The sequence below is a fragment of the Paraburkholderia bannensis genome, from assembly GCF_014200455.1.
Taxonomy (GTDB): Bacteria; Pseudomonadota; Gammaproteobacteria; order Burkholderiales; family Burkholderiaceae; genus Paraburkholderia; species Paraburkholderia bannensis_A.
Genome location: NZ_JACHBW010000020.1, coordinates 99,151 through 120,560 on the forward strand (window position 1 = coordinate 99,151; position 21,410 = coordinate 120,560).

General features: G+C 62.5%; 19 protein-coding genes and 1 riboswitch. Of the genes, 6 read left to right on the plus strand and 13 right to left on the minus strand.

Annotation, left to right across the window (positions count from 1 at the left end):
* Window positions 1-5: 5 nt before the first annotated feature.
* The 5 genes from gspK to F4827_RS28180 form a co-directional block, all read right to left on the minus strand.
* Complete coding sequence (gene gspK / locus F4827_RS28160) at window positions 6-1,106, minus strand: type II secretion system minor pseudopilin GspK (protein ID WP_183729620.1); 1,101 nt, start codon at window positions 1,104-1,106, stop codon at window positions 6-8.
* Entirely contained in the window at window positions 1,106-1,810 is a 705-nt protein-coding gene (locus tag F4827_RS28165) for a type II secretion system protein J (RefSeq protein ID WP_183729623.1), read from the minus strand. Before F4827_RS28165 ends, gspK begins: the two co-directional genes overlap by 1 nt.
* Window positions 1,788-2,183: a type II secretion system minor pseudopilin GspI gene (gspI, locus tag F4827_RS28170; protein WP_183729626.1), complete on the minus strand. Its 396-nt coding sequence runs from the start codon at window positions 2,181-2,183 to the stop codon at window positions 1,788-1,790. Before gspI ends, F4827_RS28165 begins: the two co-directional genes overlap by 23 nt.
* Window positions 2,164-3,597, minus strand: coding sequence for a cytochrome-c peroxidase (locus F4827_RS28175; RefSeq protein ID WP_183729628.1), 1,434 nt, complete (start codon window positions 3,595-3,597; stop codon window positions 2,164-2,166). Before F4827_RS28175 ends, gspI begins: the two co-directional genes overlap by 20 nt.
* A 160-nt stretch (window positions 3,598-3,757) precedes the next feature.
* Window positions 3,758-5,485: a phospholipase C gene (locus F4827_RS28180; RefSeq protein WP_183729631.1), complete on the minus strand. Its 1,728-nt coding sequence runs from the start codon at window positions 5,483-5,485 to the stop codon at window positions 3,758-3,760.
* A 301-nt stretch (window positions 5,486-5,786) separates the two neighbouring features.
* Between F4827_RS28180 and F4827_RS28185 the strand changes: the two genes are divergently transcribed.
* Window positions 5,787-6,041 carry a hypothetical protein gene (locus F4827_RS28185; RefSeq protein ID WP_183729634.1) on the plus strand — a complete coding sequence of 85 codons (255 nt, stop codon included), beginning with the start codon at window positions 5,787-5,789 and terminating at the stop codon, window positions 6,039-6,041.
* Between the two features lie 382 nt (window positions 6,042-6,423).
* Window positions 6,424-8,556, plus strand: coding sequence for a secretin N-terminal domain-containing protein (locus F4827_RS28190; RefSeq protein WP_183729637.1), 2,133 nt, complete (start codon window positions 6,424-6,426; stop codon window positions 8,554-8,556).
* A 26-nt stretch (window positions 8,557-8,582) separates the two neighbouring features.
* Here F4827_RS28190 and F4827_RS28195 read toward each other — a convergent pair whose 3' ends face one another.
* Together F4827_RS28195 and F4827_RS28200 are read right to left on the minus strand one after the other, a co-directional pair.
* Window positions 8,583-8,804 carry a hypothetical protein gene (locus F4827_RS28195; RefSeq protein WP_183729789.1) on the minus strand — a complete coding sequence of 74 codons (222 nt, stop codon included), beginning with the start codon at window positions 8,802-8,804 and terminating at the stop codon, window positions 8,583-8,585.
* Window positions 8,805-8,837: 33 nt separating this feature from the next.
* Window positions 8,838-9,104 (minus strand): DUF4148 domain-containing protein, encoded by a 267-nt coding sequence (locus F4827_RS28200; RefSeq protein ID WP_183729640.1) that lies wholly within the window; start codon window positions 9,102-9,104, stop codon window positions 8,838-8,840.
* 439 nt (window positions 9,105-9,543) lie between these two features.
* On the opposite strand from F4827_RS28200, the gene F4827_RS28205 reads away from it, so the two are divergent.
* Together F4827_RS28205 and F4827_RS28210 are read left to right on the plus strand one after the other, a co-directional pair.
* Window positions 9,544-10,716 carry a porin gene (locus tag F4827_RS28205; protein ID WP_183729643.1) on the plus strand — a complete coding sequence of 391 codons (1,173 nt, stop codon included), beginning with the start codon at window positions 9,544-9,546 and terminating at the stop codon, window positions 10,714-10,716.
* Window positions 10,717-10,903: 187 nt separating this feature from the next.
* Window positions 10,904-11,105: riboswitch (yybP-ykoY riboswitch) on the plus strand.
* Between the two features lie 50 nt (window positions 11,106-11,155).
* Window positions 11,156-12,166 carry a sodium:calcium antiporter gene (locus F4827_RS28210; RefSeq protein ID WP_183729646.1) on the plus strand — a complete coding sequence of 337 codons (1,011 nt, stop codon included), beginning with the start codon at window positions 11,156-11,158 and terminating at the stop codon, window positions 12,164-12,166.
* A gap of 34 nt (window positions 12,167-12,200) precedes the next feature.
* On the opposite strand, the gene F4827_RS28215 is transcribed toward F4827_RS28210, so the two are convergent.
* Together F4827_RS28215 and F4827_RS28220 are read right to left on the minus strand one after the other, a co-directional pair.
* Complete coding sequence (locus F4827_RS28215) at window positions 12,201-13,757, minus strand: methyl-accepting chemotaxis protein (protein WP_183729649.1); 1,557 nt, start codon at window positions 13,755-13,757, stop codon at window positions 12,201-12,203.
* Window positions 13,758-13,833: 76 nt separating this feature from the next.
* Complete coding sequence (locus F4827_RS28220; protein WP_183729652.1) at window positions 13,834-14,034, minus strand: hypothetical protein; 201 nt, start codon at window positions 14,032-14,034, stop codon at window positions 13,834-13,836.
* 471 nt (window positions 14,035-14,505) lie between these two features.
* Here F4827_RS28220 and F4827_RS28225 point away from each other — a divergent pair, with 471 nt between their 5' ends.
* Complete coding sequence (locus F4827_RS28225) at window positions 14,506-15,735, plus strand: MFS transporter (protein ID WP_183729655.1); 1,230 nt, start codon at window positions 14,506-14,508, stop codon at window positions 15,733-15,735.
* Window positions 15,732-16,133, plus strand: coding sequence for a RidA family protein (locus F4827_RS28230; RefSeq protein ID WP_183729658.1), 402 nt, complete (start codon window positions 15,732-15,734; stop codon window positions 16,131-16,133). The genes F4827_RS28225 and F4827_RS28230 overlap by 4 nt, the downstream gene beginning before the upstream one ends.
* 59 nt (window positions 16,134-16,192) lie before the next feature.
* On the opposite strand, the gene F4827_RS28235 is transcribed toward F4827_RS28230, so the two are convergent.
* The 4 genes from F4827_RS28235 to F4827_RS28250 form a co-directional block, all read right to left on the minus strand.
* Entirely contained in the window at window positions 16,193-16,909 is a 717-nt protein-coding gene (locus F4827_RS28235; RefSeq protein ID WP_183729662.1) for an MIP/aquaporin family protein, read from the minus strand.
* A 162-nt stretch (window positions 16,910-17,071) separates the two neighbouring features.
* On the minus strand, window positions 17,072-18,577 hold the full coding sequence (glpK, locus tag F4827_RS28240; protein ID WP_183729665.1) for a glycerol kinase GlpK: 1,506 nt from the start codon (window positions 18,575-18,577) through the stop codon (window positions 17,072-17,074).
* Window positions 18,578-18,665: 88 nt separating this feature from the next.
* The gene (gene glpD, locus F4827_RS28245) at window positions 18,666-20,213 is read right to left on the minus strand and encodes a glycerol-3-phosphate dehydrogenase (RefSeq protein WP_183729668.1); all 1,548 of its coding nucleotides are present in this window, start codon (window positions 20,211-20,213) and stop codon (window positions 18,666-18,668) included.
* Between the two features lie 397 nt (window positions 20,214-20,610).
* Window positions 20,611-21,390 carry a DeoR/GlpR family DNA-binding transcription regulator gene (locus tag F4827_RS28250; RefSeq protein ID WP_183729671.1) on the minus strand — a complete coding sequence of 260 codons (780 nt, stop codon included), beginning with the start codon at window positions 21,388-21,390 and terminating at the stop codon, window positions 20,611-20,613.
* Between the last annotated feature and the right edge of the window lie 20 nt (window positions 21,391-21,410).

The following is a 21,410-nucleotide window of genomic DNA, read 5'->3' on the forward strand; positions in this document are numbered from 1 at the left end:
CCGCGCTATGGCTGATCCTGCACACGCACCACGCGCGTGGCGTGAGTCAACGGATCGCGCCACACCAGCGTGGTGCGGTCCACTTCGGCGCGGTCGTGCTGCACGCCGCCGTGAATCAGGAAATAGCTGGTATTGACGTCGTACAGCGACGAATCCAGCGTCACACCGTCTACGTCCGCTGCCTGAAGCGCCAGCGAGACGTCGCTCATATTGCGGAAGAAAACTGTCTGACGACGCGCCACGAACGCCTGCGCCTTAGCCAGCGTCATCTGCGGAATCATGGCGGTGAGCACCTCCGCGCTTGCGGTATTCATGTTGACCGGCGTCGCGTTCGGCAGCACCGTGATGAACGGGCGCAATCGCGCGAGCGCCGCCGGCGTATAGCCGGGAATGTCGAGCAGCGCGTCGGTATCGGTCATCAGCAGCGAGGCCGCCTTGCTGTTTGAGTCGTCGATCTCTTCAAGGCCTGGGTTATCCGTAGAGTTTGCGCCGTCTTCCTGCGCCGACGCCCCTGTCGTGGTCGACGTACTCGACATACTCGACGTCCCTGCGTTTTCGAAACGCGTAGCCGAATGCGACAGTCCCGCGCGCACGTACAGCGCCGTCTTGCCCGCCAGTTGCCCGTCGACGCCAACCACTTGCAGCAAGCGCTGAAACGTCTGCAATTGCGTGACATTCACCTCCAGCACGCCAGGCGAGGGATTCGACACGAGGCTACGCAGATTGAAACGCGACTGGGCGTCCTCGACTGTCCCGCTCAGCCATGTCGATCCAACCTGCGTGCTGTCATCGCTGATCGCGCCGATAAAATCGCTCAAGCGCGTGCGTGCGACCGGCGTACTCCACAAGCCGCCCAGATACGTGACCGAAGGCAAGGTATCAGCTTCCGAGTGCAGTACGAGCCGGGTCCAGTCGAGCGCGCCGCGCGCGACCCATTGCGCCTGGCCGAGCAGGCGCTGGTTCTCGACGCGCCGCACCTGCACCTGTTCGCGCCAGAGGATGCCCGACACCAGAATCGCAGACAGCGCCATCACCAGCAGCGCGGTGATGATCGCCGCGCCGCCCTCGCGTCGCGTGGCGCGTGCCCTGATTCGTGTACGCCTCATCACTCCCCCACCAGAAACGCGCGATTGATGGGCCGCCTGAGCGTTGGCGCGCTGATGCTCACCTGCAGTCCCGTCACCGCGCGCGGCAGCGGCATGGCGGCAAGCTGCGGGATCGTCAGGTTGTTGTCGTTGCTGGAAATGGCGCTGCGCACGTCGTCCATCTGCGTCGTCCAGCCTGTCTGCGGCACATACATGCGCACCTGGATCGCACTCACGCCGTCCATGAGCGGCACCGCACTCCACGCGGCATCTTCGCCTTGGCGCAGCATGCGGCGAAGCTGGCTGAAATTGCCGATGGGCGGCGACGCGTAGCGGATCACGCGGCCATCGGCAACGTGATAGCGCACGACTTCGAGACGCGGTGCCTGCCCCGATACGGCCGGCCAGGTACGCACGATCTGCAGTCCGGAAGAATCCGCGGCAATTGCACTGCCGCCGGTTTCGTCGTCGGAGACGGCCAGGCGCGAATCGATGCGCATCTGGTCGAACAGTTCAGCAAAGACGCGCTCATCGGCCATCGAACGCGAGATCGAATCGCGGCCGCGCGCGATCGCGTCCAGGCCGCGCCACGACAGCACCGCCACCATCGCGAGGATCGCCACCGCCACCAGCAGTTCCAGCAAGGTGAATCCGCGCGAACCTGCATATGCACGGCTCACGCCGCCGCGCTCAATGAAGCGTTTATAGCGAACGGTTGATTTCATCGTCGAACATGGTCATGAGTTGCGCCAGATTGCCCTTGTGACCAGGCGTCGTGACCGATATCTGCACGCGCCTGAACAAGGGGTTGGGCGTCGAACTCACGCTTTGCGTGCACAGCAGAGCGAGATTGCCTTGCGAACAATCGAACTGCGTCACGCCGGGCGCGGGCCACGTATGCGCCAGACGCAATTGCGCCAGCACGTTGTCCGCGCTCCAGCCCGCCAGCAGGCGCTGATGCAATTGCGCTTCGCTCGTCGCGAGATTGCCCAGCGCCCGCATCGACGCCGCCAGCGCAACGGCGATGATCGCCAGCGCAACCAGCACCTCGATCATCGTGAAGCCGCGCGAGTTGTGCTTACTGAGGGTAGCCGTCATTCAAGGTCTTCAGGAACGCGATGATGTCGTCGATATCCTGCTCCGACATCGCAGGCTTATCGCCGAACTTGCGGTCGAATGGCGCATCGGCCACATCGATATTCGCGGCGTATCTCGCGGGTAGATCGTTGTACTTTTGCGGCTTGCCGGATGCATCGCGCGGATAGATCCTCTCCGGTGCGATATCGCGCAAGTTGTAGAAGTCCATCACGTGCTTGAGGTCGTGATAGACGCCGTTATGAAAAAACACCTGGCGGTTCGCGACATTGCGCAGCGTCGGCGTAAGGAACATGCCGCAATATTGCGTCTGGCTCGCCAGATCCTGGCGATACGGTCCGCAAAGGCCCATGTCGTAGAACCTCGGGTCCTTGTTCTGCGCCAGTTGCGTATTGCGCGGCACACCCAGGGCTTCGTACTGCGTATCGGTAAAGAGCGGCGGCAGGCCGTCGCGGCCCGGCTGGCTCAAGTGGCAGCCCGCGCAGTTCGCCTTGTCCTGGTCATTGAACAGACGCAGACCGCGCAATTCCGCCTGACTCAAACGCGCCTTGCCTTCGAGCCAGTCATCGTACTTGCTGTCGAACGCGTGAAAAGAGGCATCCTCGATCTGATAGCGGCTGACGGCGGACATCGCCTCGTCCACCAGCATGGCCGAACCCGACTTTACGGCCGGCCCGAACAGTTTGCGCAGCTTCTCCAGATAGCCGCCGCGCTCAAGCTTATGCGCAACTTCGGCCTCGCTCGTGTTGGCCATTTCCACCGGATTGAACAGCGGCCCCATGGCTTGCGCCTGCAAGGTATCGGCGCGGCCATCCCAGAACAGGCCACCTTGCGGCACCATTGCGGGCGCTGCGGGCGCGACGCCCGCATTCTTTTGCGCGCGTGTCACGCCTTGCGCCTGTTGTGCGGCATCCGTCAGGCTCGGCGGCGCGACGTCCATATCGGGCGCGTCGGGGCCAATGCTGAAATTGGCCTGGCGATAAAGATAGGCGAGCGAGGGCGGCGGACGATAGCCCTGTTGCGTCCCATGCGCGCCGCCCAACTGCACCGAAAGCGCATTCGGCGGACCGTATGAATGCTGCGGGCTATGGCATGACGCGCAGGACTGCCTACCCGAAGCGGACAGCGACTGATCGTAGAAAATCTGCTTGCCGATCTGCGCCAGCAAACTCAGCGGCGCGCTCTGCGGTTTCATCAAATGCACCGGATGCGGGTTGACGCCAAACCGATCTTCGAGCATTTCGCCGACAGCCTGCGGCATGCGCTCCGGATGGCTAAAGGCATAAGCGCCGCATGCGGCGAATATCAGCAGAGCGGCAAGCGCTCCCCAGAGCACCAGGCGATACCGTGCCCGCCCGGCGGAAGGCCTACCGTCCGTGTTCGTGGACGACGCAACAGCATTCAAACGAGAGTTCATGGTGACGACAGCAAGAAATTAGCGCGGAACCCAACGACAAATCGAGCCAGCGCGTGACGCTGGCTCGTCGGCAAGACTTCGGTTCGGAGGGGGCCTCGCAAGCACGCATCGATCAGACGAATCAAGCAGACGAATCGAGCAGACGAGAACCCCAGTGCCGCTAGTTGGTGACCGATATGGCTGGCGCCGATGACAGTTTGGTCCCGAGGCTCGAATCGAGGTACAACACGGAGTTATTGCCGCTGCCGCTGAAGTTGAACATGTTCAGAATGCTGCCCGCCGACGCATCGAACGAGCCGCTGCCGATACGCGTGCCGCCCAGCCAGTTATCCTCGATGAAGCGCGTAATCGAGGCCTGCGTGATGGCCGTGCTGTCCACGTAATTGCTCTTCGCCCACGGCGAGATCACGATGAACGGCGTGCGCGTGCCCGGGCCGCAACGACCATTGACAGGCGAGCCGGTGACGCCGATCGGCGCCGTGCCCGTACCGCAGGTGCTCGTGCCGTTGAGGTAATCGTTGGTCGAGTACGAGGCGCTCGTCGGCGTGATGTACTGGTGGTCGTACCAGCCGTCTGAATCGTCATAGGCAATGATGACCGCCGTGTTCTTCCAGTCGGGCTGCTCTTCCAGGAAGTTCACCACATTGGTGACGAATGACTGCTCGTCGAGCGGGTCTGAATTGCCCGGGTGGGCATCCTGTACCGCAGGCGCCTTCAGGAAGCTCACGGACGGGAAGTTGCCCGCCTTCACCGCCGTATAGAAGTCGTTGATGTCGTACTGGTGATGAACCGGCGTCGACGTGCTGTCCTTCGGCTCGGTATAGCCGATGTAGGCCGTCGAAGTCGGACGCGTATGCGCCGGGTTCGACGTCGTCGTGTAGTACTGGAACCATGCGTGGTGCGGCACGTAGTCAACCACGCTCGAATTCAGCACCGACGAATAGGTGCTGCGCTTGCAGCCCGTCGTGCCGTTCGCGTTGGTCGTCGCCAGGTTGAAGCCGCCCATGAAGCCGCCCCACGTAATGCCCGCCGAATTCAACAGATCGCCGATGTTCCTGTTCGACGAACTCATGGCCGCCGTGACGGTGCTGGTGCTGTCGTTCGAGATCGTGCACGCGTCGTTGGTGGGGTCCAGGTCGCCGATCAGCGAGAAGCCGTCCGCACCGTCCGCAATCGCCTGGGTACTCGGCGAGGTGCCGCTGGAAATGGTCGTGCTGTTGGTGCTGGTGCCGGTCGTGAGGGTGACGCCATTGGTCTGGCCGGAGATCACTTCCAGCGCGCCCGGCGTGGACGGACCGAACGTGCCCGTATAGGCGTTGTCGTTCATGGCGAAGTGCTGCGCGTAATTCCACATCGCCGTGACGGTGTTGCCGTCGAAATAGCCCATCACCATGCCCTTCGTGTCGAACACGCCGGAGCCCGTGGTGGTGGCCTTACCCGTGTAATAGGCGAACTCGTCCATCGCGCCATTGTCTTCAGCCTCTTGTTCCGGGCTGTAGTTATGGTTCTGCGAAGCGGTGTTGGCCTGCGCGCGGTCGATCCGGAACGGTTCGAGATAAGCCGCCGTGATGCCCGAGATCGAGAGGTTGGTGGCGTTGGTGGAATTCGGGTTGGCGGTGAGCAGCGCGGTCGTCAGGCCGTTGACGCTCGGCGTGTCCGAAGCCGCCGTGAAGGCAGGCTCGCCGGACGGATTGTCCGCATTCGGATAGGTCCCGAAGTAATGATCGAACGACTCGTTTTCGCCGTAAATCACCACAAGGTGCTTGATCGGCGTGGCAGTGGTGAGCGCATCCTGCGCGCTGACCGTGCTAGTGGTGTTGCTGCCGCAAGCGGCTAGCCAGTTTGCAGTGGCAGCCAGTGCTATGGCTGTCCAGACGGTACGACGCATCACAATCCCCTTCTTTTGACGTAGATGTTTTTGTGTTGCCATTGCTTCGCTTTTCTCCGGCGTCGGAATCATGCAATCGCAATGTGACGTCGTAACATTGGGCACATTTCAGCACCTTTCCTTTTTTATTTCAAAATCTTGCATGGCTTTATTTTGTTATTCGCATAACGAAACAATAATTGGAAACCAAAAAAATTCATATATTTGCGCAATACTTCCATGACCACTGATATCAAGCGTATGCGCCGCGATTGCACAGACGCACAACGACCGGACCGGCCGGAAGCCGATGGAGAAAAACGTGAAATTCAAGGCCATTATCGCGCTCGTTCTGCTGGGCTGCGCCTCGGCAGGGGCGCTCGCCCAGCAGTACGATGGCGGTCCCGATACCGCTTCGGGCAAGCCTGCTCGCCCGCCTTGCGGCGATCCGCCGCCGGGGCCGCCGCCTTCGCATGCGCCGTCTGGAGATCATGCGCCGCCGCCCATGAGCGGGTCCGTGCCGCCGCAACATCCGTACGGCCCACCACCCGATGGACCGCCGCCGGACTGCCATTAACTGGAGGCCTCAAGCAGAAAAACCACGCGCTGCGGCCGGCGGGCGGATGACGCCGACCGGGCGCAATACGTCTTTCGCCGCGCGCGTTTCATTACCATTCCTATCCCGCTCGACGCACTACCGCAATGATTGATAAAGCGAAACGAATCCGGCTTTGCAAGATTTGTTAATCCAGGACTCGTTGATCGTCACTTGTACGTCTTGTTGAAAAAATAGACTGCGACGCTTGAGCGAAATCAGCGCATTGAGTCGATCAATCCAGCATGTCCATCTAGCGCTCAAGCATAGCGATTCCTCTGACTGCCGGTTTTCCCGGCAGCGATACCCGCGCGCCCCTATCGCCTTTCGGCGAGATATGTCGTCCCGCACAGCCAACGCAACAATGAATCAATCTCAACGTGGAACGTCGGTTCCGGGTCCGGTTCCGCTCCCGCGCCCGACCAGAAAGACCGCCATTCTGGCCGTTGGCGCGCTGCTCGCCTCTTATGCACGCATTGCCGCGGCTTCGGTCGTGATGAACTTCGCGCATGCGGACATCGGCGCCGTGGCCCATGCGATTGGCGAAGCGACGGGCAAAACCATCATCGTGGACCCGCGCGTGAAAGGCCAGATCGACCTGGTTTCCGCCGAGCCCGTGCCCGAAGACGAAGCGCTCAAGACCTTGCAATCGGCCCTGCGCATGCGCGGGTTTTCATTGCTTCAGGATCACGGCATTCTCAAGGTAGTGCCTGAAGTCGACGCCAAGAATCAGGGGGTGCCCACCTACGTTGGCAATCAGCCTGTCGCAAAGGGCGATCAGATCATCACGCAGGTGTTTCAGCTCCATCGCGAATCGGCCGCCACGCTTCAACCGGTGCTGCGCCAGCTTATTTCGCCCAATAACACGGTCACGGCAAACGCCAGCAACAACACGCTGGTCGTCACCGACTACGCAGACAACGTGCAAAGGATCGCGGCGGTTATCGCCGGGATGGAAGCCGCCTCCGCACCGCATATCGCGGTCGTGCAACTGAATTTCGCGGATGCAACCGACGTCGCCCAGCAGGCGGCCAAAGTGCTGGACTTGAACAGCATCGGCAATAGCGACCCCACGCAGAAAGTAGTCGCCACCGCGGATACGCGCAGCAACGCCATCATTCTGCGTTCGAGCAGCGCGGCGCGACTGGACGAAGCGCAGTCGCTCATCATCAAGCTCGATACGCCCACCCGCGCGCCCGGCAATATCCATATCGTCACCTTGCGCAACGCGGACGCCACCGAACTCGCCCGGACATTGCGCGGGATTCTGGGGCAATCGAGCGGCAACAGCGACTCGCTCGCCAGCGCCGTTCTTGGCGCCAGTTCGCAAAGCGCGTCTGGCTTGCCCAACAGCAACGGCTCGCTGCCGCCCTTGCCGAGCGGTTCCGATAGCTCGTCGACCAAAAGCGCCACATCGTCCGGCTCAAGTTCTTCCGCGAGCAGCGCTTCGGGGCAAGCGCAGGGCGGCGGCGATCAGGACGACAAGGGTGCAGGTGAGATCGTCGCGGACACCTCGACGAATTCACTGATCATCACCGCGCCGGAACCCGTATTCCGCAATCTCAGCACCGTGATCGCGCGACTCGATCAGCGCAAGGTGCAGGTCTATATCGAATCGCTGATCATGGAGGTCAACTCCGAAAAAGACGGCGAGTTCGGTATCGAATGGATGACGACCTCGGGTCTCGAATCGCTCGCCGAAACTACTACGGACGTCGGCGTGGTCGCCGGATTCGGGAATATTCTCGGCACCAAGGGGCTATTGCGCGCGCTGCAAACGAATTCCGATGTGAATGTGCTATCCACGCCGAGCCTCGTCACGCTCGACAATCACGAAGCGCGCATTCTGGTTGGCAGCAACGTGCCGATCGAGTCGGGCTCTTACTCCACCAGTTCGTCGAGTTCGAGCGCAGCGAACGCCTTCAATACCTATAGCCGCACGGACGTTGGCATCATCCTGAACGTCAAGCCGCAGATCAACGAAGGCGGCACCATCACGATGCAGGTCTATTCTGAAGATTCGAGCGTCGAGAGCGATACCTCGACCCAGTCCGGCGGCTTCACCATCGACAAACGCTCGTTGCAGACCACCATTCTCGCTGACGACGGCCAGATCATCGCGCTGGGCGGGCTGATCAGCGACAGCTATACGAATGGCAATACGCGCACGCCGTGGATTTCGAAGATTCCAGTCATCGGCGCATTGTTCAGGCACGAAACGAAAAGCCGCCAGAAAAAAGATCTGCTTGTTTTCCTGCGGCCCGTGATCGTGAAGGACGGCGCGATGTTGCAGGCGATTGCATCCGATCGCTACGGCTATATGCAGGCGCGCTCGAAGACGTACAAGTCGGACAACTGGCTCATGAAGGACGATACGGTGCCTGCGTTGCCCTCGACTGACGGCAAATCCGGCGAGATCGTCGATTTGACTCACGTGCGGCAAGCAGCGAAGCAAGACGCAATCGAACAGTCCGCGCCGCCTGCCGTCGCTCGGTGAGCCGCCTGCGCGGCCCGCGCCAGACATCACGAACCGAAGAACGGCACGCAGTAGTCCGGCGGGCCGACGCAGTCGCCAGGACCGTTCGGCTGCGGGTGCAGGTTGGCGCAGCCCGATATGGCCGCCGTCGCCACGGCGCATAGCGCCGCGCGCACGATGTAAATGACAATGCGTGATTTCATGTGATCGAAACCCGGATGATTGGCCGCGCTACGAATGCCCGTCACGTCGCGCGGCCATGCCGGCATGACGGTTGCGTTCTAAGACGCAGCTACGATGCGTCAGTGATGCGCGTAAAGCGTGCTGTTGAGCGTCTTGAACTCGCCGTCGTTCTGCGCCTGCACCATCTCGTGATAGACCTCGGCACGCGTGATGTGCGCGTTGCCGTCGTTATTCCAGGCGGGCGCAGGTGCGCTTGCGGGCGCGGTTACCGCCGACGTCGCCGGTGTTTCCACGGCATGTGGGTCGCCCGGCGTACCGCTTGCGTGCGCCAGCGTCGACATGGACACCAGCAGGACAACCAGCGCGCCGTTCCAACTTTTCTTCACTTCAAGCTCCTTTCCAGCCGCGTGGCCGGTGCCGTCAATCAATTCATGCGGCAAGGATAGAGGCGCGAACCTGCGCGAATATCTGCAGGAAAGTGAAGAAATGTTTAAGAGCGTACTCATGCGCGGCCTACGCTTCGATAAACTCCGATTCACTCAGGCGTCCTGATCGTCTTCGCGATGCACATACTGAGGCACCAAGTCGCGCCCCGAATAGCCGTAAAAAAACAACACCTTCGCGGGCGACGCGCTTGCAGCGCTGTCTGGACGGGAGCTACATCGCACCGAGTATTTTGAAACTCAGTCTTTCAGATTTTTGAATTCGTTCACAAAGAGCGTTACGCATAATCGCCCCCTGAACCGGCTGGCGTGCCTCCGTCACCGTGATTCGATTTCATGAAGCGAATGCTCTCTCACGCAACTTTTTAATGAATCTCCATCAATGAAAAAAAACGCTCTCGCTCTCGCGGCCACACTGGCTTCGTTCGCATCCGTCGCTCATGCACAAAGCAGCGTCACGCTCTATGGCGCGCTGGACACCTCGGTTGCTTTCTTCGGCAATCAGGCAGGCAAGAACGGTTCAGGCAACACGTTCCAGATGATGTCGGGCAATGTCTCGCCCAACCTGTGGGGCTTGAAGGGCACGGAAGATCTCGGCAGCGGCCTGTCGGCGATCTTCAAGCTCGAAAGCGGTTTCAACATCGATAACGGCAAGCAAGGCCAGGGCAGCCGCATGTTCGGCCGTACCGCGATGGTGGGCCTGAGCTCGACCACGGGCGGCACGGTGACGCTGGGTCGTCAGTACGATCCGCTGATCGATCTGCTCCAGCCGATGACCGACGACGTCAACTTCGGCTCCGCCTTCGCCACGCCGGGCGACATCGACAACTACGACAACAGCTACCGCACCAACAATTCGGTGAAGTACACGAGCCCGAACTGGGCCGGCCTGCAGGTCAGCGCAATGTACGCGTTCGGCGGCGAAGCAGGCAGCATGGGCGCGGGCCAGACGTGGGCCATCGCGGCGGCGTACAACCACGGTCCGTTCGGCTTCGGCGCGGGCTACTTCAAGGCCAACAGCAACAGCGGCACGAATGCCTCGTTCGACGGCCTGAATCCGAACACCAGCGTCAACGTCGATTCGTCGGCGATCTCGGGCGGCTTCGTGTCGGCCAACTCGCTGCAGATCATCCGCGCCGTGGGCAACTACAACTACGGTCCCTTCCAGGCGGGCTTGAGCTACAGCAACGTCGACTACGCCAACTACACCAGCGCGTACGGTTCGAACAGCGACACGAAGTTCAACACGGGACAGTTCTTCCTGAACTACCAGGTCACGCCGATGACGTTGCTGGGCTTCGGCTACAACTACACCAAGGGTAGCGGCAACGGTGTGAACGCCAGCTACAACCAGTTCACGCTGGGCGGCGACTACTTCCTCTCGAAGCGCACCGACATTTACGTGCTAGCGGGCTACCAGAAGGCTTCGGGCCGCACGATCGACGCCGATACGGGCGCGCTCGTGAACGCCACGGCCTCGTTCGGCGACTTCGGCAACGACGCCACCACGAACAAGCAGGCGATGGCGATGATCGGCGTTCGCCACCACTTCTGATTGATCGGAAGAAAAATCGCGCTTCACACGCTTCAGATACGAGGCACGACGCGGCGCGCGCAGATTGGCGCGCCATGTTCGACGCGCATGCCGCCGCACACGGCGCATACGCGTTTTTCATGGGACGCGTGCGCCATGCGGGAGCGGGCAGGCGCGGTGGGCCGCAAAAATTCGGCAGCGCCGTTTTCCTACGCTATAATGCGCGGGTCTTAGGGGAGTAGTCTGCCTTGCGCGCAATGTGCGGGGCGCCGTCGTCAACATAATTGGCAGTTTTGCCATGGCGCCGGCAGCCGTTCTTCGGCCTGACGAGACCTATGACGTCATCCCTTACACCCGGGCTGGGCGGGGGGATTGCGTCATTGGTCCATCCGTCCGGCCCGTGGAATGTCACTAAAACAATGTCCCTCAATTCCCGCTTCCACTCAGTGGAGCGTGCGTCATGATCTGGACGTTCGCCCTGCTCATTGCCGCTGCCGGCATCATCTATCTGTCCTGCGAGACCTTCGTCAATGGCGTCGAATGGCTCGGGCAGAAACTCAATATCACGCAGACCGCCACCGGCACGATTCTCGCCGCCTTTGGTACGGCCTTGCCTGAAAGCGTCGTCACGCTCGTGGCGGTTGCATTCGGCGGCGATGCCGCGCACAAGGAAATCGGCATCGGCGCGGCGATTGGCGGCCCGCTTGCGCTGAGCACCGTCGCTTATGCGGTGGTGGGCGTCGCCCTGCTCGCGACCGCGGCCCGCGCGGGCCGCGCACGCGCCGGCACCGTCGACGCCGATACGCGCCGCCTGCGCCGCGACCAGTTGTGGTTCCTCGCGATCTTCGTCGCGAAGATCGGCCTGGGCCTGGTGGTGTTCCACTTCAAGCCTCTGCTCGGCATCGCGTTTCTCGCGGCCTATGGGTTCTATTGCTGGAAGGAATTGAGCGACGACGGTGACGGCCAGGCCGTGGAAGGCGAGGATCTGGAACCGCTCAAGCTGCGCCCGCACGATGCGAATCCCGCGATGGTGTGGATTCTTGCGCAGACGCTCGGCGCGCTGGTGGTGATCTTCTTCGCTTCGCACCTGTTCGTGCAGCAGATCAGCGCCGTGGGACCGTGGCTTGGCCTGAGCGCGCAGTTGAGCGCGCTGCTCTTCAGCCCGATCGCCACCGAGCTGCCCGAAATCATGAACGCGATCATCTGGGTGCGTCAGGGCAAGGAGCGTCTGGCGCTGGCGAACATCAGCGGCGCGATGATGATCCAGGCGACCATTCCCACCGCCTTCGGCCTGTTCTTCACGCCGTGGCATCTGGCGTCGCCTTCGATCCTCGCCGCCGTCATGACGATGATCGCGATCCTGTTCCTGCAGTGGTCGTTCCGCGCGCCGCAGGTCAAGAGCCGCCAGCTCACGCACGTGGGCTGGCTCTATGCCGTGTTCGCGGCCATGCTCTTCGTGATTCCGCAGTGAAATTCAGCAGGACTTCAAAGCGGCTTTAAAGCGCTTATGCATGCGCGAGACGGAACACCGACACCGCCTCGCGCATGCGCTGCGACTGCGCTTCCAGCGCACTGGCAGCGGCCGCCGCCTCTTCGACCAACGCAGCGTTCTGCTGCGTGACCTGATCCATCTGGCTCACCGCATGGCCGACCTGCTCGATGCCATCGCTTTGCTCGGCCGTGGCCGTGGTGATTTCGCCCATCAGCGTCGCGACATTACGCACCGCGCCCACGATCTCACCCATCGTATTGCCCGCCTGCGTGACGAGCGCGTTGCCGCTTGCTACGTGCTCGATCGACTGCCCGATCAGATCCTTGATCTCGCGCGCCGCACCCGCGCTACGCTGCGCGAGCGTCCGCACTTCGCCCGCCACTACGGCAAAGCCGCGGCCCTGCTCGCCCGCGCGCGCTGATTCCACCGCCGCGTTGAGCGCGAGAATATTGGTCTGGAACGCGATGCTGTCGATCATGCCCGTGATTTCCGCGATCTTCTTCGAGCTGGCGCTGATGTCGGCCATCGTGCGCACGGCGCGACTCACGACATCGCCGCCCTGCTGCGCGAGATCGGCTGCGCCGCCTGCGAGCGTGCTGGCCTCGCGTGCGTGCTCGGCATTCTGGCGCACCGTGGACGTAAGTTGCTCCATGCTCGCCGCGGTCTCTTCGAGCGACGCCGATTGCTCCTCGGTGCGGCTCGACAGATCGAGATTGCCGGCGGCGATTTCGCGCGCGGCCGTGTGAATCGCCTCGCAGCTGTCGCGCACGCCCGAGACCGTTTGTGTGAGGCCCGACTGCATGCGATGCATGGCCGCGAACAGCAGGCCGATTTCATTGCCGCTCGCGGGCGGCACGCGCACGGTGAGATCGTTCGAGGCGATGCGATCGAGCACGTCGGCGGCCTGTGCGAGCGGCGCGGACACCACGCGGCGCAGCGCGAAATGGGTCGCCACGATCAGTGCGAGCGCGAGGCTCACGCCCAGCACCACCATGCCGACGATCCACTGATATTGCGTATTGCCGCTGGCAAGCGCCGCTTCGGAAAGCTGGTTGGCAAGCTGCTGGAACTTCTCGACGTTCGCCGAATAGACCTGACCCGAGGTGGTGATCGCGCTGTCGTTGAGCGTGGCGTAGGCCGAGGTATCGCCGTTTGCGAGCGCGTCTCGCGCCCGCGCGAGATTCGCCGCCAGTTGCCCCGACGAATCGACGAGTTGTGCCTTGAGCCCCGTATCCATGCCGTCGAACGGCGCGGCCTTCTCGAACGACTGCGTCTCGCTCGCGGAGAGATCGAGCGTGCGCTGCGCGCTCTTGAGCGCGGAATCGCGCCCGGCCGTGTCGTTGCGTTCCTTCAGCGCGGTGTAGGCGCGCATCAGCGCCGAGCGCGTGCGTGCGGTGTCCTTGTACGCGTCGTTGACCAGGATGGTCTGGCGCGCCATCTCGCGCAGCCCCTGGGTGTTGCTATTGGCGCTATGAAGCGCAACGATGCCGACGAGGCCGCCCAGCAAAATCATCGTCGAGAAAACCACGAGGACCGCCAGCAGGCTGGCCCGAACCGTTAAATTGCGCATGCTGCGGGGGCCGGCGAACGCCGGATAGTCGTTGCGATGCCTTCAATAACGGCAATAATCCTCGTTCGCTTTAGGGTCATATATATGGGCGCACAATTTCCTTTCGCGCAACTTTCACCATGCTTACTACGCGCTCCAGTTGCAGCGTGAGATCGATGTGCTTTTCGGCGGCCAGCGGTTGATAGAGATCGGCGACTTCCGCGCACAGCTTGTCGAGCGCGACATCGCCAAATCCCGCGCACCGCCGCATTGCTTCGATATCCGAAATACGCAGCATGGCGGAGAAGCGACCAACACATCGTTGACGCCACGCGTGGCCTGGTCGACCAGATGTGCGTGCTCGCCCTCAAGACGTTCCAGTAGCACGCGCGCGAGATGCGCTCGCAGCCGCGCGAGCGGCGTGCGCATATCGTGCGCGGTGCCGTCACACGCGCCCTTGACCTCGTGCATGAGACGCGCATCCAGATCGCCCGCTGCGATCTGCGATTGATCGATCAGTCTGGAAAATGGATCATCGCGATGGATGAAGCAGCAAGGCGAGGCGTGGCTCGCAGCTTGAGCGCTCCCGCCTGTCCTGCCTGCCCTCCATCGAAACCCGGATGAAAGCTGGCTGTACAATCGAGGCTTGAGGTTTTTTCAAATCTGTCCCTCGCGGCACACAGGCAGCTTTTCCCGTTTCCTCAGTGGGCGCGCCCTTGCGGCGCTTAGCATTTGCATGCCTGCCGCAGCCTTTAGCTGATCACTCCTGATGTCGGATATCGAATGCGCGCAGGCTTCGCGCGCGAAGCAATCGAACACTTGCAATAAAGAACATTGGGCGGCCGTCTGGTCGCTCGCACTGGGCTCATTCGCCAGCGTCACCACCGAATTCCTGCCTGTGGGCGTGCTGCCCGAGGTGGCGCACACCTTCAACATTTCGGACGGCCAGGCCGGGTTGATGATGACCTCGCCCGCACTGTTCGCGGCGGTGGCCGCGCCCGGCGTGATGATGGCCGCTGGACGCATCGACCGGCGGCGTGTCTTGATCGGCCTCTGCGTGATGTTGCTTGCGGCGTGCCTGCTCGCGGCCTTTGCAAACAGTTTCGCGCTGCTGCTGGTGAGCCGCGCGATGGTTGGCGCGAGTCTCGGCGCGTTCTGGTCGCTGGGTCTGGCCGTGGCCGGACGACTCGTCGCTCCGGAACATGTGCATCACGCAGCGGGGACGATCTTCGGCGGTGCGGCGCTCGCGATGATCGTGGGGCTGCCCTTCGGCACCTTGCTCGCGGGCTTTTTCAGCTGGCGCGGCGCGTTCATCGGCGCGGGCGTGCTGGCGAGTGTCGCGTTGATCGCACAGATCGTCGTGCTTCCGCCGATGCCCGCGCAATCCAGATTGCGTCTTGCGGGCTTCGCCGACTTCGCACGGCAACGCGAGGCGCAATTGAGTCTCGCGCTCACGCTGCTGGTGTTTATCACGCACTTCGGCGCGTACACCTATTTAATGCCGCTGCTGCTTCAGGCAGGCATTTCCGGCGATACCGGCACAGGGGTGCTGCTTGCCTATGGCTTCTGCGCGCTGGTCGCGAATTTCGCGGCCGGGCGTTATGTGGGTCGCAAGCTCGGCGCGGCGATGCTCGGCAATATCCTGCTGCTCGCCGTGACGCTGGCCGTTCTGCCTTCGCTGGACCATGCGCGCCTGACCGTACTCGCGGGCGTGATGATCTGGGGCATCGCATGGGGCGCGCTGCCGCTGTGCCTGAACGTCTGGCATCGGCGTGTGCCGGGCGGCGAGAGCGAAGCCGCCGCCGCGCTCTTCACGCTGGCGACGCAAGTGGCGATTGCGCTGGGTTCAGTGGTGGGCGGCGTGGTCGTCGATCATCGGAGCCTGGCCGCCGATTATCGCTATTGCGCGCTGCTGGGATGCGTCGCCGCCGCGCTGGCGTTTCGTGCAGGTTCGCGCGCACGTTCGCGCGAACTTCAAATCGAAAAGGAGCACGTATGACCGAGCGCGAATTCATCGTTCCGCAGCAGATGCAGAGCATCGTCGAACGCGCAGGCTATGTGCCGGCCGTGAAAGTGGGTGCGACGGTTTATTGCGCGGGACAGGTCGGGCGCACGCCCGGGCTTGATGTGATCGCCGATCCCGAAGCGCAATTCCTCGCCTGCTGGGAGAACCTGCGCATCGTGCTGGAAGAAGCCGGCTGCAGCTTCGATGACGTTGTCGACATGACGACGTATCACGTGCAGATGAGTGAGCACATGGCGGTGTTTCGGGAGGTGAAAGACCGGGTGTTTCCGCGCGGCACCTGCGCGTGGACGGCGCTCGGCGTGTCCGAACTCGCGCGGCCCGGCCTGCTGGTGGAGATCAAGTGCGTGGCGGTGCAGCGCGAAGCGCGTTGAGCCACGTTGAGCCGCGGCAGCGTCGGGCGAGGCAACATCCCGGCGCTGCCGCTCACGCATCAATGCGAAGCGTGCAGATACAGATAAAGCGTCGATGCCGCCACGCCGCCCAGCAGCGGGCCGACGACAGGAATCCACGCATAGCGCCAGTCGCTGTCGCGCTTGCCCGGAATCGGCAGCAGCGCGTGCATGATGCGCGGCGAGAGATCGCGCGCCGGGCTCATCGCGTAGCCCGTGGGGCCGCCCAGCGAAATGCCGATGCCGAGCACCAGCAGACCGACCGGCAGCGCGTCGAGCGCGCCCAGGCCCACTTGCGGCGCAGCCAGATACAGCACGCCCAGGATCAGCACGAAAGTGCAGATCGCTTCGGTGATGACATTGTGGCGCACGCAACGAATCGCCGGGCCCGTGCAGAACACGGCGAGCTTGAGATCCGCGTCTTCTTCGTTGGCAAAGTGCTGGCGATAGGCAAGCCACACGAGGACCGCGCCGGCCATGCCGCCGAGCATCTGCGCGGCGATATAGCCGCCCACTTTCGACCAGGCAAACTTGCCCGCCAGCGCCAGGCTGATCGTCACGATCGGGTTCAGGTGCGCGCCGCTGTACGCCGCCGTCACGTAGACGGCCACGAACACGGCCATCGCCCAGCCCATCACGATGACGATGAGGTCCGCGCCGCGGCCCTTGGTTTTGGCGAGCAGCACGTTAGCGACCGCGCCGTTGCCTAGCAGCACGAGAATCGCTGTGCCGATGAATTCCGCAATATAGGGTGACATGATGGTTGTCTCACTTATTGTTCAGCGGGCATGCGGGGCCGATGCTTCGGCCCGCTGCCCGCCGGGTATTGTTGTGTGATTGGATTTACTTGGGATGCCCTGTTTCTACAGCTTGACTGCTACTACTGCGCGATGAAACTGCGCGGTATTACTTGCGCGGCGTTACTGCGAATCGTCGGCCCACGCCTTGGCTGCGCGCACCGCACGCTGCCAGCCCGCACGGCACGCGTCGACCTGCGAAGCCGCCATGTTCGGCGCGAAACGCTTGTCCACGTGCCACTGGCCTTGCAGTTCGTCCACGTTCTTCCAGTAGCCAACCGCGAGACCCGCGAGATACGCGGCGCCCAGCGCGGTCGTTTCGGTAATCTGCGGGCGCACCGCATCCACGCCCAGCAGGTCCGCCTGGAATTGCATCAGCAGATTGTTTGCGCTCGCACCGCCGTCCACGCGCAACTCGCCCACGCTGATGCCCGAATCCGCTTCCATCGCCGCCAGCACGTCGAGCGACTGATAAGCGATCGAATCGAGAGCCGCACGCGCAACATGCGCCGAAGTCGTACCGCGCGTCACGCCGAACAGCGAACCGCGTGCACGCGCATTCCAGTGCGGCGCGCCCAGGCCCGCGAATGCCGGCACCAGATAGACGCCGTCCGTGTGCGGCACGCTGGCTGCCAGCGCTTCGATTTCCGAGGCGCTCTTGATGATGCCCATGCCGTCGCGCAGCCATTGCACCACCGCACCCGCGATAAAGATGCTGCCTTCGAGTGCGTAATTGACCTGATCGCCGATCTGCCACGCGATGGTGGTGACGAGATTGTTCTTCGACTCGATGGGCTTGTCGCCCGTGTTCATCATCAGGAAACAACCCGTGCCGTAGGTGTTCTTCACCATGCCGGTGTGCGTGCACATCTGGCCGAATAGCGCAGCCTGCTGGTCGCCCGCGATACCCGCGAGCGGAATCTTCGAGGCGAACACCGTGGTCTTCGTCGGGCCGTAAATTTCGGATGACGAACGAACTTCCGGCAGCATGTTGCGCGGAATATCGAGCGCTTCGAGCAGTTCGTTGTCCCACTGGCGCGTATGGATGTTGAACAGCATCGTGCGCGACGCGTTGGTCACATCCGTCACATGCAGCTCGTGCTTGGTGAAGTTCCACACCAGCCAGCTATCGACCGTCCCGAACGCGAGCTTGCCTTGACGGGCCTTTTCGCGCGCGCCTTCGACGTTATCGAGAATCCAGCGGATCTTGGTGCCCGAGAAATACGAATCGATCGGCAGACCGGTCTTCGCACGCACTTTCTCTTCCAGGCCTTGCGCCTTGAGCTGATCGCAGAAGTCCGCCGTGCGGCGGTCTTGCCAGACGATGGCGTTATAGATCGGCTGACCCGTTTCGCGGTCCCATACGATGGTGGTTTCGCGCTGGTTCGTGATGCCGATGGCGGCGATATTGGTGCCGTTCATGCCCGCGCGGGTGACGGCTTCGGCGGCCACGCCTGCCTGCGTCGACCAGATTTCCTGCGGGTCATGCTCGACCCAGCCCGGACGCGGATAAATCTGTTCGAACTCTTTCTGTGCCGTCGAAACGATGCGGCCCTGGCGGTCGAACAGCATCGCGCGCGAACTGGTGGTGCCCTGGTCGAGCGCGAGAATGTATTGTTGATCCTGCATGTCTCTCATCTCCTTCCATACGTAGTTGTGATTCGCGCCCCGCACGGACTGCGGACCTGCGGGGCGCGATATTGCTGACGGTATTGCTTTAGTGCGGCACGGCCGTCCGCGCCTGGCTCGTGGCGAACCACGAGTCGAGCGCGGCCGTCACGGCTTCCAGCGTGCCCGGCGTCACATGCAGACCGAGCTTCGAGCGGCGCCACAGCACATCCTGGGCGCAGGTTGCCCATTCGATATCGCGCAGATAGCGCAGTTCGGCCTCGTAGATGCCGGGGGCGATCTGCGGGCCCAGATCGTCGAGCGACTTCGCCGCGCCAATCAGACGTTCTGCGCGCGTGCCATAAGCGCGCGCGTAGCGCAGCGCGAGCGGCGCAGGCAGCCAGGCAAAGCGCTTCGCCAGGCTTTCCGCGAACGGCGCAAAACGCGCATTGGCAATATCGCCGCCGGGCAACGGCTTGCCAGCCGTCCACGCAGGCGCCGTGCTGCCGAGCGCGCGCGCCAGCATGTCGCCGGCTTCTTCCGCGAGCTTGCGGAAGGTCGTGATCTTGCCGCCGAACACGGAGAGCAGCGGCGCGCCATTCGTATCGTCCATTTCGAGGCGATAGTCGCGCGTCACCGCCGAAGCGTTCTTCGCGCCCTCTTCTTCGAGCAGCGGACGCACGCCCGAATAGGTCCAGTGCACATCGGAGGGCGAGATCTTACGCTTGAAATAGCGATTGATCGACTCGCACAGGTAACGCGTTTCGTCGCCGTCGATCGCCACCTTGGCGGGATCGTTGCGATATTCCACATCGGTCGTGCCGATCAGCGTGAAATCGTGCTCGTAGGGAATCGCGAAGATGATGCGCTTGTCGGGGTTCTGGAAGATGTAGGCATGGTCGTGCTCGAACAGGCGCTTCGTCACGATGTGGCTGCCCTTCACCAGACGCACGCTATGCTGCGCGCCGCGCCCAAGCGCGCCATGCAGCACCTCGCCCACCCACGGACCGGCCGCGTTCGCCACGGCGCGCGCGCGCACCTCGAAGGTGCTGCCGTCGGCGCGGCGCAGCGTCGCCTGCCATTCGCCTTCGCCACTGGCGTTTTTCACGCGCTGCGCGGCCACGAGTTTCGTGCGCGTGAGAATGCGCGCGCCGCGCTCCTGCGCATCGAGCGCATTGAGCACGACCAGACGCGCATCGTCCACCCAGCCGTCCGAATAGACAAAGCCGCGGCGGATGGAATCGATCAGCGGTGCGCCGGCCGCGTGGCGTCGCATATCGATGCCGCGCGAGCCCGGCAGCAGTTCGCGTTTGGCCAGGTGATCGTAGAGAAACAGGCCAACGCGGATAAGCCATGCCGGACGCAGATTAGGCATGTGCGGCATCACGAAGCGCAGCGGCCACATGATATGCGGGGCCGCCCGCAGCAGCGTCTCGCGCTCTTGCAGCGCCTTGCGCACGAGGCCAAATTCCTTGTACTCCAGATAGCGCAGACCGCCGTGGATCAACTTGGTGCTGGCCGACGAGGTGTGCGAAGCCAGATCGTCCTGTTCACAAAGGAGCACGGACAGCCCGCGCCCGGCTGCGTCGCGCGCAATGCCTGCGCCGTTGATCCCGCCGCCCACGACGAGCAGATCGTACCGATTCTCTTGAGTCACCTGCGTTTCCTGTTTGTGCCTTGAGTGGCCTGGCCTGGAACCGCTCGAAGCCTTTGATCAGGCACCGTGCATGTCCAGATACGAACCAGAAATGTTCGAATCCGAAATCTAACGAACAAAATCGAAAAAGTAAAGTTCGATTAGACGAAACGGGAGGAAAGCGGGGAAAAGCGGCCGTTTTCGAGCGAAAAGGGTCGGAAAACTGGGGTTTTCCCGGGGAATCGCGTCACGCGGGTGGGAAGGGGAAGGGGTCACAGCGGACCGTCAGGCGCCTGTCAGGAAGCAAAAGGAACGCAAAAATGTTCGAATTGTTTTCGTTCGATGTTCGTTTCTATGTCGGACGGGATGCAGCGGCGGCGCATCGATGCGCCTTGCGCCGGCTTCATTGCGACAGGATTTACTCCGCGACATACACCGCGGTCCCCGCCTGGGCGATGGTCTCGTCCATATCGGCGGGCAGCGGTTTATCGGTGAAGAGGGCGTGAATCTGGCTCAGATGCCCCTGGCGCACGAGCGCGGGGCGGCCGAATTTCGAATGATCGGTGACCAGATACACGGTGCGCGCGTGCTGGATGATCGCTTCGGCCACGCGGACTTCGCGCGTGTCGAAGTCGCGTAGCGTGCCGTCGGTTTCGATCGCCGAGGTGCCAATGATCGCGTAATCCACCTTGAATTGGCGGATGAAATCGATGGTCAGCTCGCCCACGATGCCCTTGTCCCACGGCCGCACGATGCCACCCGTGATGAGCACTTCGCATTCCGGATAACCGCTCATCATGCTCGCGACGTTCAGGTTGTTGGTGATGACGCGCAGGCCGCGATGACGGTTGAGCGCGCGCGCGACTTCTTCGGTCGTGGTGCCGAGGTTGATGAAGAGCGAGGCCTGATCGGGAATATGTGAAGCGGCGAGCGCGCCGATGCGGCGCTTCTCGTCATGGAACATCTGCTGACGTGCGCTGTACGAGACGTTTTCGGCGCTGGTGGGCAAGCTTGCGCCGCCGTGATAGCGGCGCAGCAGGTTCATGTCGGCGAGCCAGTTGACGTCGCGGCGAATGGTCTGCGGCGTCACGTCGAAGTGCGCGGCAAGATCGTCGACGGTCACGAAGCCGTCGCGCTGCACCCATTCGAGCAGCTCCTGCTGGCGCGCGTTCAGGGTGAGGCGGGGGTCTCGGGTCATGTTGTTGGAGCGCGGTGAAG

What these genes read in the sequence shown, in the direction of transcription:
- F4827_RS28250 (WP_183729671.1), bottom strand. Translation starts at nt 21,390, where the DNA reads ATGACCCGAGACCCCCGCCTCACCCTGAACGCGCGCCAGCAGGAGCTG.
- F4827_RS28205 (WP_183729643.1), top strand. Translation starts at nt 9,544, where the DNA reads ATGAAAAAAAACGCTCTCGCTCTCGCGGCCACACTGGCTTCGTTCGCA.
- F4827_RS28165 (WP_183729623.1), bottom strand. Translation starts at nt 1,810, where the DNA reads ATGAAATCAACCGTTCGCTATAAACGCTTCATTGAGCGCGGCGGCGTG.
- F4827_RS28195 (WP_183729789.1), bottom strand. Translation starts at nt 8,804, where the DNA reads ATGCCGGCATGGCCGCGCGACGTGACGGGCATTCGTAGCGCGGCCAAT.
- glpK (WP_183729665.1), bottom strand. Translation starts at nt 18,577, where the DNA reads ATGCAGGATCAACAATACATTCTCGCGCTCGACCAGGGCACCACCAGT.
- F4827_RS28180 (WP_183729631.1), bottom strand. Translation starts at nt 5,485, where the DNA reads ATGCGTCGTACCGTCTGGACAGCCATAGCACTGGCTGCCACTGCAAAC.
- F4827_RS28175 (WP_183729628.1), bottom strand. Translation starts at nt 3,597, where the DNA reads ATGAACTCTCGTTTGAATGCTGTTGCGTCGTCCACGAACACGGACGGT.
- gspI (WP_183729626.1), bottom strand. Translation starts at nt 2,183, where the DNA reads ATGACGGCTACCCTCAGTAAGCACAACTCGCGCGGCTTCACGATGATC.
- F4827_RS28220 (WP_183729652.1), bottom strand. Translation starts at nt 14,034, where the DNA reads ATGCTGCGTATTTCGGATATCGAAGCAATGCGGCGGTGCGCGGGATTT.
- F4827_RS28230 (WP_183729658.1), top strand. Translation starts at nt 15,732, where the DNA reads ATGACCGAGCGCGAATTCATCGTTCCGCAGCAGATGCAGAGCATCGTC.
- F4827_RS28210 (WP_183729646.1), top strand. Translation starts at nt 11,156, where the DNA reads ATGATCTGGACGTTCGCCCTGCTCATTGCCGCTGCCGGCATCATCTAT.
- F4827_RS28225 (WP_183729655.1), top strand. Translation starts at nt 14,506, where the DNA reads ATGTCGGATATCGAATGCGCGCAGGCTTCGCGCGCGAAGCAATCGAAC.
- F4827_RS28190 (WP_183729637.1), top strand. Translation starts at nt 6,424, where the DNA reads ATGAATCAATCTCAACGTGGAACGTCGGTTCCGGGTCCGGTTCCGCTC.
- gspK (WP_183729620.1), bottom strand. Translation starts at nt 1,106, where the DNA reads ATGAGGCGTACACGAATCAGGGCACGCGCCACGCGACGCGAGGGCGGC.
- F4827_RS28235 (WP_183729662.1), bottom strand. Translation starts at nt 16,909, where the DNA reads ATGTCACCCTATATTGCGGAATTCATCGGCACAGCGATTCTCGTGCTG.
- F4827_RS28215 (WP_183729649.1), bottom strand. Translation starts at nt 13,757, where the DNA reads ATGCGCAATTTAACGGTTCGGGCCAGCCTGCTGGCGGTCCTCGTGGTT.